This is a genomic window from Paenibacillus sp. PK1-4R, assembly GCF_030369595.1.
GTDB lineage: Bacteria > Bacillota > Bacilli > Paenibacillales > Paenibacillaceae > Paenibacillus.
In genome coordinates this window covers 3316420-3329590 of the sequence record NZ_CP126535.1, presented here as the reverse complement: position 1 = coordinate 3329590, position 13171 = coordinate 3316420, and the positions used below count along the sequence as shown (strand labels likewise).

The following is a 13171-nucleotide window of genomic DNA, read 5'->3' as shown; positions in this document are numbered from 1 at the left end:
GGTATTGCTTCATGTATGATATTTTACTTGTGGATTTCAGCCGTCGTTTGTGCGGGGAGTTGCAACAGATGTTGCTACGGAGCAAAGCTCAATATACTATCGCAAATTGTGTGTTCTCATCGGCCGAGGCTTTGACCGCATTGTCAGAACGAGACTTTTCCCTTGTTATGGTACATACAGAGAGGTTTGATACCGCGGGGCTCTGGTTATGCAACGACATTCGAAAAAAAAGTCAGATACCTATTCTCCTTATGGGTGGAAGAGATCACTTCAGGTTCGTACGCAAAGCCTTGACGTATCAGGTAAATGATTATCTCCCGTATCCTGTTAGTCCCTCTTCTTTACTTAACAGTCTGCATGCACTTAGATCTCACCTTGAAACCGACCCGGCACACAAAACGTCGTCGTTCTTCAAAACACCCGTTCAAATGAATGGTAAACCCATGCACTCCAGTCATGTTATTCGTATCGTCAAGGCCTATGTACGGGATCATTTGAGTGATGAAATCACGCTGAAGAAGATCTCTGACATGCTTCATTTTAACTGTGCGTACCTTGGACAGAAGTTCAAGCTGGAAGAGAAGATGTCTTTCAATGATTATATGCTCCAGCAACGTATGGAAAAGGCCCAGCAGTTGTTGTCTTCTACGAATTTGCGAATATATGAGATTGCTATTGAGGTAGGTTATAAGGATATTGACTGGTTCTATAAAAAGTTCAAAGCGTATGCCGGATCGAGTCCCAATGCTTATAGAAGACAAAAAATCCACACGGCCTAAAGGTGGATTGCCAAATCGGTTTGTTTATCAATTAGATAATAACCACAAAAAAACGCAGGATGTATTCTTCTTCCTGCGTTTTTTTGTGGTTGTTTGGGTTTGGTCAATTCCAGAGTATTCACCATTAACGTACCAAAAGGGATTCCCGGTATTCTTGGGGAGTCATTCCCGTTATTTTCTTAAAAAGTCGGGTAAACGAATGTGCAGCCTCATACCCCACTTGAAGTGCGACCTCACGTACCATAAGATTTGTGTTCTGAAGCAATTCTTTGGCTTTCCGTATTCGGCAGTCGTCAATGAACTCTGACACGTTTATTCCCATTTCCTGCTTAAAAAATCGTGACAGATAGGATGGATTAAAATGATGAAGTTCTGCCAATCTCACCAGAGAAAGATCTTTCTCCAGGTTCTCCTTGACGTAACTGCATAAGGAATGAATTACAACGTTAGCGCGTTCCTGTTCATTTGATCTTTTGTAGCGTACCAGTTCATCGGCAGCACGATATAGAAATTGTACTGCATCCTTCATGCATGTATACTCCCCTAAGTGCAACAAGCTTCGTTGATCCGGGATCTTCTGTTGAAGACCCCAGCGATTGATCGTTGAATGCAATAATAAGGCCAGATTGTAGTATGTCTCCATAGCACGTTCCATCGTAATATCCTGTTGCAGCAGTTCGCCTGCAAGCTCCTCAAATATATCGTAAAATGGCTGAATTCTTCCCGTTTCCAAATATCCTGACATAATCTCGATCCGGTTTGAGATCCGCATGGATTCTTTGGGTACATCAGATGAGAGATCATTACGATGATCCGTGAGTACCATGGATACACCATCCCCAATTTTCATCCACTGGAGTAATCGCAGACGTTCATATTGTTTGGTTAACTCGGACCAATTGCAGCTTCGACTACTTAATGAAAAAGCAATGGATACGCCAAGTGATACCATGCATGCTTCCTGTACCAGTTCCAGTGTACCTTCTAGAAATCGCACAAGTTTATCATTTGGCAACTCTTCCTCCTGCTTCGGCTGCAGCAGCCAGATCGTATCCCCATAATGGTCCGTTACACTTGCACACACTGTACGCTCATTCATCAGAGAAGAGCCGATAATACGAACAGAGTCCTGGACTTGTGTGAGGTCCGAACCTTTTTCTGGCGGATTATTAAACCGACCCAGTATGAGATAAACAGGCGAGTTGATCTGTAATCTTATATCTCGTTTGGATAATTCGTCCTGCATATCCTTAGTAGAATCTATAACCGCTGTACAGTCTTGAAGTAGCTTCCGCAAATACTCTTTTTGCTGTATCAGTGCAAGCTGTGAGTTGACTTTATGAGAATGTTCCAACAACTCAACCATGCTGTGACTTCGCCGGATCTCTTCCATCACATCTTCTACAACAGACATCACCTTGTCATAACCTTCCGTTTTGAGCAAGTAACGCACGTTAGCCATCTGAAAAGCTTGATATGCATAATCAAAATCGCTGTGTCCTGTCAGAAAAATGACGCGACAATTCGGCCAACTGGCTTGAATCCGCTCTGTCAGTTCCAAGCCACTCATGCCCGGCATGCGGATGTCCGTTAGAACAATGTCAATTCTCGAACGCTGCATCCAGGACAATGCTTCTGTTGCAGAGTAGGCTTTACATACGTCAAGCTGGTCGGGTATATGTCTGGCAAACGTTTCATAGAGACTATCCGTAATAATCTCCTCGTCATCTACAATCAAAAGTCGATACATTCGTTTTCTCCCTCTTTCCACTGGATTCGAATTGTGACTTTTAACCCTTGCAGTTCACTTCTGGATAGGAAAAGGCCACTTCCTTCTCCATACGTCAGGATCAGACGCCGATGAATATTTATTAACGCGGTCATTTCGTCTGTACCTCCGTCCTTATGCAAGCGTTGTTGAAGAGTTTGAATGTGTTGCTCTTCCAACTCATTACCATTATCCTCTACGGTGATCTCGGCATATGAACCTTCCATATTAAACCCAATAATTAGAAGTCCGGAGTCCGTATTCTTTTCAAGGCTGTGTTCGTAGGCATTCTCAATAATGGGTTGAATAATGAGTCTTGGAACTTTAATATGTTCCATCTCCGCAGGTAGTGACCCAAAATCAACTTTGATTCGTCTGGAGAATCGTAATTGTTGAATCTCTGTATAGATTCGTGAATGCTCAACTTCCACTTTCAACTTCACATGATCGGTTTCATTCCGGGTAATGAACCTGAAATACTCTCCGAGCATATTCGTGAATTGCTCAATACGTTCGGTTTCTCCTGTCCTTGCGAGTGAATTCAGAATAAAGAAGCTATTGTACAGAAAATGAGGATTAATCTGCGATTGGAGCTGTTTCAACTCGGCCCGTTGCATCATCAGTGTTTTCTTAAAATCACGGTCGATAAGGGATTGAAGATTTTCAATCATTAGATTGAACCGGGTGTATAGGAAGCCAAATTCATCCTTTCGGTTATGCGCAATGGGGACATCAAGCATGCCTCCCTCCATTTTTTTGAACCTTTTCACCAACAACAGTAACGGGATATGAATCAACTTGTAACTTGAATAGAGATACGCCGTGATGGCAACAAATGATGTAATTGCAAACAGCCAAGCCCAATGATAGAACTTGCTTAGTGGCTTGGTAACAATTTCCTCGGGTAGATATGTGGCTACGGATAAGCCCAGGGAGTCCATATGCAACTGACTAACATGGTACATGGTGTCCCCCACCTTCATCCGAAAGCCATCAAGTGTACCCTTTACACTGTGCTCGCGGTAATTCGCGAGAATAACACTAGCTTGATGTTTATCTGTGATGGCATGCCCCGTTTTGTCCTCAATCAGAAAAGTTGAACTCTCCGGGTACAAATTAAGCCGTGTGAGTTCATTCTGAAAATGGTATGTATCCAGCTCCACCTGAATGACAAAAAGCGGGGGTTCTCCTCTCGTGCCTGTCAATCTGACGGCACTTAAGTTCAAGGCGTCCTCTTTCACAGTGAAACGTGTACCTTTTCCTTGCATGCCTGAACTGAAATATAGATATGAACTTTTATTGAAATCATCGATGCCTTGGATCGCGGATATACTCTTGCCAACAGAAGGGATATGTACATGAACGTTTTTGATATAAGCAGTGCTATTCTTAAATGAAGCGAGTCGTTCAGTCAGGTAATTTAATGTATCACGCCGCTCAACCTGATCCATCATGTCCCAGAGAATGGCCAGACGATTGAGTTTTCGATCCTCAACGATATCAAACTGCTGTAATTCCATCCATTCTATCTCTCTGTTTAATTCCACCACATATTGGTTCAACCGTCTTTCCGTTGACAACGATATTTCCTGGCTTGCATTGTCATAACTCCAATGATACAGATACACGCCAAGAAGAATAAGGGGGAGCACAAATACCAGATAGGTGATTATTAATCGCGCAAATATACTGTTAAACCATGATTTAGCAGGGATCTTGATCAATTCATTCACCTCCAATGCCAAAGGCTGAGTGGGTTCCTTGTAAGAATAAAGTGAACATTAGCGCTCCTTTGGCTTGCTGGTGCGAAACCACGCGTTAACCTCCGATGTGATCTGATCTCCCCCCAGCTTGCGCCAGTTCTCAACGAATTGATCAAACTCATCTATCGACCTGCCTAGAATAATGTTCATATACGCTTCAAGCTGAAGATCCCGAAGAATAATTTGTCGATCAACCATCGTGTCCGTAATTCCGCCCGTGAATTGATCATAGAGAAGTTGGCCGTTCTTCTCGTAAGAATCTGCAATGCTAAAAGCACCCGAAGGCCCATAGGTTTGTTCCCAGCCCCATCCGCTCTCTACATCTTCCAATTCATAGGCCACAATGCGTTTGTGAATGGCGAGAGCTTCATTCTGCAGAGCCGAGAAGTCTCCTGTATTTCTGGCATCCCGAATTTGTTTGTATGCATCTATATTTTTATTACCGGGAAAAGGAGTTACCGGTGATAGCATCCACACAGCTCGGGAGTCGTCATTGTAGTATGTTTCATACTGTGCCTGATCCCCCCAGTTGATGTCCAGATGCAGATTCATGAGCTTTACAACAACTTCCGGATTAGAGAAGCCCTTTTTTACAGCAAAGTATTGCCCAGTGTTGGAACGTAGCGGTACGAACAGACTCCGGTCCGACTTGGCAACAATGGGATATGCCTGCCATTCTACATCTATACCTGTATCACGGGTGCTCTGAAGCATAAAGGATGTCCACTGTTCGCCGTAGAGCATCCCTATTTTTCCATCCTGAACTAAACGAAACGCCTTGCTTCCACTTTTATAGCCAAAATCCGGATCAAGTTGGCCTTCACGATACAACGTTTGCAGTGCTTTCAGAGCCTCTCGAACTTCAGGCTGTATACCTCCATAAGTGAGATTTCCTTCTGCATCTTTAACCCATATATTAGGGTAGGCACCGTAGCCTGACATCAAGCCTGCAGCTCCCATAACTGGATCCCATAGATGGTTTGTTAGCGCAAGTCCGTACGTATCCTGCTCTCCGTTCCCGTCGGGATCCCCTTCTGTAAACGCTTTCGAAACCTGGAGAAGTTCTTCCATCGTTTCAGGCGGCCGTAGCCCCAAATGCTCCAACCAATCGGTTCTAATCCACAGGTACTGCGCAGTCTCAATCGAGGAAGATGATTCGGGAATAGCCATGAGTTTGCCATCAATGGTTGCCGCATCAAATGCTCCTCTTCCCTCCGCCTCCAATATACTCTTTGTAAGTGGGGAAGCATACTCTTGGTACACATGGGTTAAATCTTCGATCATTCCAGCGTTGCTCAGTTGTCTAAGTTGATATGGATTAACTTTCACCACATCTGGAAAACGTCCTGCAGCAAGGGATACACCCAACTTCTGATTGTATACATCTCCATTAGCAATCCAGTCATAGTGAATTTGAATACCTAGCTCTTTCTCGTACAAACGAGTCCAGCGATTATCCAGTATCGTCTCACCGGGTAACTGACTAATCATGCGCTCAAGGTCATCTCCGGTTTCCCTGACAAAAGAGACTACGATGGGAGGAGAATACTTTTCATACGTAGCGGGAAATTGAATCTGCTGCCCCTCTTGCTGCGGATGATGTTGTTTGGTATTACCTTCGGTATGACCTGCTGGTATGGACACAGCAAGGAACAGAATGAAGGTCCATCTTGTTATGTCCAGACATCTCTTATACATGACGACATGCCCCCAGTTCGGTTTGAACAACTCTCTTCTCTCTGTCAATTATGAATCCATATCATTGTACAACAACTTGTACTCATTGAATACGAAAAGCCGCCGTTGGGCGGCTTTTACATATTTCATTGCTTCTCATCAGGATGAATCACACGATATTCGAAATTCGAAAAGTCAGCTGTTCCGCCAGCTATTTCAGTTGAATATACAAACAACCCCGTTCGGCAACCCATAAAATGATCGAGTTTATATACCATTTTATGGACAATCCCTATATTTCTCCATTCAACCCCATCGAAATAGGCAAAAGAGCACTCATCCAGATTGTTCTCAAAATTTCCGAATGCTTTCAGTTTAACGACTGGATCGGATACCGGGATACGTTCATGTTCAGTGGCTGGCTTCTGGTCGATCAGATTGCCAAATATGGTTGAATCCTCACTATCTCTGGCATGCATGACCAAATATAACTTGTTATCCTGCTTCGTAAGAGCGATCATACCGTACGAACCGATCAGAAAGCACAACCCGGCATAATCCCCATCATTCAGACGACTGCCATCAAGCGTAACCTTTGCTTCGCAAGCAGGCCCCATGGAACGCTGGGTTAGTGTGTTTACGGCGAATGTCAGATTGGGGCTGATCTGTCCAGTTCGAACACGATAAACTCCCGGTTTCTCCGTGACGGACCAGAGTTCATGATTAGGTGTATGATTCCATTGCCAAAAATCACGGAGTCGGATGTTTCCATCTTCTTCGGGTTGATAATTGAAACTGTCGCTACCTACTAACGGGTTATAACGGTGCTCTGGTCTTGTGCTTGGGATATCAATCTGTTTCGGCGCTTTGCTTGCAAAGACCGGTTTACCTTGATCAAAGTGTAGCGGAACCAAAACAGGAACCCGGCCAACAGCCCCATGATCCTGAAACAGCATGGCATACCAGTCTCCATCCGGCGTATCTACAATCCCGCCCTGAGCAACACCTGAATTGAAATAATCCATATCGTCATTAAATACTTCTCCACCAGTGAAGACATCTTCCAGAGAGTCTGCCATATAAAACGCCTGTGTTCTCCGTCCGGAAGCTTTCGTTATATGAATTAGGAACACAATATATTTACCATTGATCTTGTAAAAATGTGCTCCTTCATAACCAAGGTGATGAGGCTGCTCGTCTTTTACGATCAAGCGATGCACTCCACCAGGTTTGGGCCCGGACAGATCAGCGCTTAATTCGGTCAGATAGATCTCGGTATTACCGTACACGAGATATGCTCGTTCATCATCGTCAAAGAATAAGGAGCAATCATGGTAGAACCCTTCGACTAATTGTTTCTTCCAAACTCCCGAGATGGTGGGGGACGTATACAAGTATGTTTTTCGGGTATCATTTGCAACAAAGATCACATAGAACATCCCTTGATGATAGCGGAGTGATGCAGCCCACATGCCTTTGCTATAAATATGCTGACCATCCACCAGCCGTTGGGCAGGTGTATCATCTAATGTGTCGTATACATATGTGGCAACTTCCCAATGGATCAGGTCATATGAACGCAGGATGACACATCCCGGCATCATGTGCATGGTTGTACTGACCATATAATATGTGTCCTCTACACGAATAACGTCAAGATCCGGGTAATCGGCCCAAATAATCGGATTCGGATACATGCTTTAATTACACCTCATTTTTTCTATTAAACTTCCATTCTCTTAAAAGGATGGTTGGGCTGTCTGTTGAACTTTTAAGCTTAATATACAAGTCTTGCACACCTTTCGCACCCGTAACATTAGTTGTTAGTTCCATCCATTGAAGGGATTCGGTCGCAGGCGGAACAATGATTTCTCCAATTAACAGTCCGTCTGCACGATCAAGTCGAAGTTCTAACGTACCTTCGGTTCCTTGATTCGCAATCGTGGCTATGAAGGTTGTGGGTCCTTCACTTTCAAAGTCCACCTTGGATATAGCTATCCAACTGTCATTCTGCAGCTTAGCGGACATGATATTCGAATCGGATGCAGAACTCTCAGCAGAGTCAAGATATTGCTCTGTTGTTACTCTGCTGCTCCAGCCAATCGTCGAACCACTTACCCGCTCATAGGGATTGAAGCACTTGATCTGATCTACGCCCTGATAATCTGCATGTACCTTCTGAATCCTACCCGTGGCCTCATCATGCTCAACTCGATTCAGATGTGTTGAACGGTAACCATCGGGAATATTCATGGCCTGACTTAATGTCTGAGCATGATAGGCAATGTACCACTGATCGGCCAGTTGGAATATAGCATGATGGTTATTGCCGCCAACATCAAAAAAGTGGCCTGGATTCTGGAGCAACGTCCCCTGATATGTCCATGGCCCCATCGGCTGAACACTGGTCATATATGCAATTTCACCAGGTGGTGGGCTGCCCTCTGGCCGATTACCTTCCACAAAATTGGAGCAATACGTAAAGTAGTAACTATTATTATATTTATGTATCCCAGCATCTTCAAACATATAAGGCGCCTGAATCACCTTTGCTATGCCAACAACGCTGATCATATCGTCTCCCAATCTCATCACTCTTGCCGTATCAGGTCTTTCTGCTTTTCCCTGCGGAATACCACCACCAAAGTATATGTAGGCCTGATGATCATCATCTACAATGACAGCCGGATCGAATAACCAGGTTACTTCCTCCACTCCCGGTGTTTCTCTTGTAATAAGTGCTTTTCCTATAGGGTCTATCCATGGACCTGCAGGTGTCGGTGCAGACAGTACACCTATTCCACTGGCATTGTTGGCGAAATAAAGAAAGAAACAGTCCTTGCCATCCAAGGTTCGATGAGCAGCTGCCGGCGCCCAGGATTGCGAAGCCCATGTTGCAGCGCCTTGAGGTCCAGCAACTCTGATCTCCCCATGATCGGTCCAGTTGATTAAGTCATCCGAAGAAATGACCGTAATCCGGTTGATTGAACTGTAGCTGTTTTTCTGAGGAAGACCGTCCTTATCATATTCCAGCTTATCACTAGTCATATATAAGTAGACTCGATTGTTAAATACCAAAGCATAGGGATCGGCTCCGAATTTGTGGGCCACCAGAGGGTTACCGTTGGGACGAAGCTTTCCAATCTCCCCTGGAATATTCTCCAGATTTCCAGCTTGGTCTTGCTTTTGCTCACCAGCATGTGGTGTAGAATGATGATTCATGGAAAGAATCCCCCTATAATCGTTTTTAGTTGTGCCTTTTGACAAGAAAGCGTTTGCAATACAAAAGATATCATGATAGGATGATTACATTTTAAGGTAAGCTGAGTACAATTTCATTGCGTTAACCGCTCTATTTATTGCGTGAAATGACGGGAGGTACTTCATGAGTGGATCCTCTGAGTGTTTTTATGATCCCATCCAGCCTGAGCTCTTATATCTACACAGCGTAACGACGTATAAGCTGGAAACGATCTATCATCGCCATAATGCATACGAGATCTACCTGTTTCTTCGTGGCAACGTTCACTTTTATGTAGAAAATCGATGTTACCATGTACAGCCTGGCGATTTGCTTGTGATGTCACCCGAGGAGATGCACCGCGCCTTTATTCTGGATGAATCTGAGTATGAGCGAATTACCATCAATCTCAAAAAAACCTACCTTTATCAGCTGTCTACACCATCCACCAATCTGTTGTCATGTTTTGATCATCGCCCCAAAGGAACAGGCAACATCGTACATTTAGACGACTATAACATGAAGCAGATGCTGCAATGTACGAACGAACTGGAAGGATTGCTTGCTTCCGATGCTTATGGCACCGATATCAAAATAAATGCAGCCGTAGCCCAATTGTTGGTCATGATTAACGTCTGGTTCCATAACAATTCCTTTGTTCCCAATGACATTATGCCTGAACTTGTTCGTGAAACCATGGATTATATTGAAACACATCTCAATCAAGACATTACACTTCGCAAACTTGCCGAAGTGTTCTACATGAATAGTACTTATATCAGCCGCCAGTTCAAAAAGCATACTGGATTGACAATCCGTTCCTACATTTTGGGTCGACGTATTGAACGGGCCAAATTCCACCTGTCAGAAGGAATGAGTATTACGGATGCATGCTTTCAATCGGGCTTTAGTGACTATGCCAATTTTATTCGCAGTTTTACCAAAATGGTCGGCATCTCCCCCGGTAGATATATCAAACAAAGACGTGATGCAATGGAAGCTTTGCCAAAATAATGACAAGCTCATTCAATGTAAACTAAAAAACATCAAGCCATCCTGCATGGCTCGATGTTTTTTCGTTCTTGATATACTTCCGATCTGAAACAATTCATTATTGTGATTATATCCGCAAGTTAATTGATCTCTTTACCCGTCCACAATCGAACGCGATCTTTAATCCACTCCGTATACTGCTGTTCCATGCCTACTGCACCTGCATTATCAAGTTCGGTAATCATATTGTCGTATATGCCTTCAAAGGCACTTGGAGAGGATGTAATCGCTTCGGCGATCCGTTTCTGAATAATATCCTGCGTTTTCTGGTACACAACGTTATAATCCCCGCTATCCGAAGGAATCGGCATATTGTAAGCAGCTCCCCACTCTTTCACCGGGAACTCCTCTTCGGAAGGGAACAAGTCCTTCCATGTCGTGATGCCATAACCTTTCAAAGCTTCTTTCTCCTCATCAGAATAACTTTGCTGAATCTGTTCTGGATAATTCGTTGTATAGTAATTATCCGTTGAATCTTTAACGCCATCCCCGTAGTGAGCACCAAAAATGTAATACAAGCCTACTCCGGTTTCTTTGGTGAATGTGTTATTGTCTTTGTTTTTACGTTCCTGTACATCGGCCGGGATGGTGCGAACACCGTCTTCCACGTTATATTGCTCGCCTTCAACGCCCCAGTTTCTCAATACTTGCCCTTCTTCAGAAGACATCCAATCCAAAAATTTGATGGCACGGACAGGATCTTCACAATCGACTGTTATGCCAATGCCATAACCATCAAAGCCGATATTTTGGAAATCTTTCCGCTGAAAACTCTCATCTAACGTTACCGGATAGAATCCGTAGGTCATATCGTCTTTTCCTGCGCTTTTCAAAGCATTTTCCGCATCACTGAATCCCCAGCTTGGATCAAGCAAAGATAACACGCGACCACTGGCGATTTTGGACTTATACTGGTCATCCTTCTGAACAAAACTGTCCTTGTCCAGCAAGCCTTCATTGTACATCTTGTTCAACCACCGGAAATATTCCTTCTCCTCGGGACGTTTGTAATGCAGAACGGCTTCGTAGGTATCCGGATTGATGAAATATTCACCATCTCCAGGTCCTCCAGTAGACATGACAGCGGGATCAGTAACTGTGATCATTCGCCGCCAGCCATCTGCACTAAGCGTCAGCGGAATTGTGGGTTGGCCATCATCTGTGGTCGGATGTTTCTTGTAATACTCACGTAGCACTTTTTCGAAATCGTTTAAGGTTTTGATCTCAGGATACCCGAGTTCCTTGACTACACGATGTTGAATGGCAGTACCATTCGTCGCATCGAAGCTGACTTGATCGATCGCACCATTCGTTGGAATCCAATAGATTGAAGGATCGTCATTGCTGTATTTCAACCGATTGAAGTGCTCACCGTAAATCTTTTTCAAATTGGGGGCGTGTTCTTCGATCAGATCCGTCAAATCAATCATTGCCCCGGCATCAACGAGTCTGGTCAAGTTACCTTTTGGGAAGATCAAATCCGGATAATCGCCGCTGGCAGCCATCAGGGAAATGCGGTCGTTTCCACCTCCGCTCGAAATATCGAATTCTGCATCAATACTTACACCGGTTTCTTCCGTAATTTTCTTCCCTACAGCATCCTGCATTTTGTTCCAGTTCGGACTTGCATCTGCGCCGAAGAATGTAAATGTGATCGGGCTGTTGGGGTCACTCGTATTTGATTCGGAATTCTCTCCAGCGTTTCCGCAACCGGCGGAAACTAACACAACACTTGTTACGAGACATGCTCCTAGCATTTTTGAAACGGCTCTCATTATTTTTCTGCCCCCTAAATGGTGTTAGTCGTAATAACCAATCCAGACATTACGATGGTTCACTTTGAAATAGTATACGCTTACATATTCAACCGTTAATAAACGATTACAATCCTGCCTACCCTATTCCATGTTTAAAGTATAAGGAAGTCTAATAACCCCAACCTTGATTATTAAGCCATGAAAATAGCATGATCTAGACATAAGTCTCAGTAAAAATGTGAAGACCAAAAAAGCGATGGTTGCCCATCGCCTCATAAAGCCAAACCTACATTTCAATAATATAATTCCAACGTAAATCCTTGGATCTCACCTTCCACATCCCGCAACAATTCCATGAGTTGGTCAGCGTAATCTCCAAGAATCTCTTTGCTTTTCTCAAAACCAATCCATTGAACAGTAAGCGGCATACTTACAGCCCCAGTCAAGACATCCCATAGTGCGTCCAAATTGCCTCCATAGCTCTCGTCTAACTCAAGCTGGTTCTGCAAAATTTGATGAAGCTCTTCCTTACTGTGAAAGTCGTTTCCGTTAATCTGAATGATGCTCATATCATTTCCTCCGTTTATTTTAACTGTTCAAATGACTTGTAATGATCTGTCGTCTGGTAGATTAAACCGTCATTCGAGTATAGAATTCGGTCGCTTCCGCGCCGTCCTCCTGAGTAATTTATATCCGCTTCGTACCATATCCGGCCTTTTTTGTTGGGGAGTAATCCTTCCCGGTTCCTGAACACGTCGCCGCCGATGCTTTTGCCTGGAGCGACTTCATGTAAATTCCCTTCACTTGGTTCCCAGCCCAATTCTCTGGCCTCTTTCTTGGTAATGTAATTTGGCGGGAGTTCATTGTGCTCCGAGATATAATTGGCAACCTCATCAAATCCCATATCCTCCGAAACTTGAGGTGATCCGAGATCAAGCACAGACTCTGACGTACAACCTGAGAACAATAATGCAGCGAGGATGATCACTAATGTGTAAGCAAATTTTCTGAAAAACATAATCTTTTCTCCTTTTGATGTTCTTGCTCTTGCTGCCTTCCGTTTTGCTGCTATTTCGATGACAATGCTTCTAATGTTAACGATTTGTGGTAATTAAAGCAATTCTATAAGTCTA

Annotated in this window: 10 protein-coding genes; 2 read left to right on the top strand and 8 right to left on the bottom strand. The window is 43.9% G+C overall.

The genetic code is table 11. The features are described 5' to 3' along the window. Positions 1 to 11: 11 nt before the first annotated feature. A complete protein-coding gene (locus tag QNO02_RS14550) occupies positions 12 to 779 on the top strand; it encodes a helix-turn-helix domain-containing protein (protein WP_036670943.1) in 768 nt (255 codons plus the stop codon). A 124-nt stretch (positions 780 to 903) separates the two neighbouring features. On the opposite strand, the gene QNO02_RS14545 is transcribed toward QNO02_RS14550, so the two are convergent. The 5 genes from QNO02_RS14545 to QNO02_RS14525 all read right to left on the bottom strand — a co-directional run bounded on the left by QNO02_RS14545 (position 904) and on the right by QNO02_RS14525 (position 9209). Continuing rightward, positions 904 to 2529 (bottom strand): response regulator, encoded by a 1626-nt coding sequence (locus tag QNO02_RS14545; RefSeq protein WP_289392551.1) that lies wholly within the window; start codon positions 2527 to 2529, stop codon positions 904 to 906. Further along, the gene (locus tag QNO02_RS14540; RefSeq protein ID WP_502921883.1) at positions 2514 to 4280 is read right to left on the bottom strand and encodes a sensor histidine kinase; all 1767 of its coding nucleotides are present in this window, start codon (positions 4278 to 4280) and stop codon (positions 2514 to 2516) included. Before QNO02_RS14540 ends, QNO02_RS14545 begins: the two co-directional genes overlap by 16 nt. Before the next feature lie 48 nt (positions 4281 to 4328). Beyond that, positions 4329 to 6008 (bottom strand): extracellular solute-binding protein, encoded by a 1680-nt coding sequence (locus QNO02_RS14535; protein WP_289392548.1) that lies wholly within the window; start codon positions 6006 to 6008, stop codon positions 4329 to 4331. Positions 6009 to 6133: 125 nt separating this feature from the next. Next, positions 6134 to 7684: a glycoside hydrolase family 43 protein gene (locus QNO02_RS14530; protein ID WP_289392546.1), complete on the bottom strand. Its 1551-nt coding sequence runs from the start codon at positions 7682 to 7684 to the stop codon at positions 6134 to 6136. Positions 7685 to 7691: 7 nt separating this feature from the next. Beyond that, positions 7692 to 9209 carry a glycoside hydrolase family 43 protein gene (locus tag QNO02_RS14525; protein WP_289392545.1) on the bottom strand — a complete coding sequence of 506 codons (1518 nt, stop codon included), beginning with the start codon at positions 9207 to 9209 and terminating at the stop codon, positions 7692 to 7694. 163 nt (positions 9210 to 9372) lie between these two features. On the opposite strand from QNO02_RS14525, the gene QNO02_RS14520 reads away from it, so the two are divergent. Beyond that, entirely contained in the window at positions 9373 to 10242 is an 870-nt protein-coding gene (locus QNO02_RS14520) for an AraC family transcriptional regulator (protein ID WP_289392544.1), read from the top strand. Positions 10243 to 10361: 119 nt separating this feature from the next. On the opposite strand, the gene QNO02_RS14515 is transcribed toward QNO02_RS14520, so the two are convergent. The 3 genes from QNO02_RS14515 to QNO02_RS14505 all read right to left on the bottom strand — a co-directional run bounded on the left by QNO02_RS14515 (position 10362) and on the right by QNO02_RS14505 (position 13056). Continuing rightward, the gene (locus tag QNO02_RS14515) at positions 10362 to 12056 is read right to left on the bottom strand and encodes an ABC transporter substrate-binding protein (protein ID WP_289392543.1); all 1695 of its coding nucleotides are present in this window, start codon (positions 12054 to 12056) and stop codon (positions 10362 to 10364) included. A gap of 275 nt (positions 12057 to 12331) precedes the next feature. Beyond that, entirely contained in the window at positions 12332 to 12607 is a 276-nt protein-coding gene (locus QNO02_RS14510; RefSeq protein ID WP_091030540.1) for a barstar family protein, read from the bottom strand. A 14-nt stretch (positions 12608 to 12621) separates the two neighbouring features. Further along, the gene (locus QNO02_RS14505) at positions 12622 to 13056 is read right to left on the bottom strand and encodes a ribonuclease domain-containing protein (RefSeq protein ID WP_091030542.1); all 435 of its coding nucleotides are present in this window, start codon (positions 13054 to 13056) and stop codon (positions 12622 to 12624) included. Positions 13057 to 13171 lie beyond the last annotated feature (115 nt).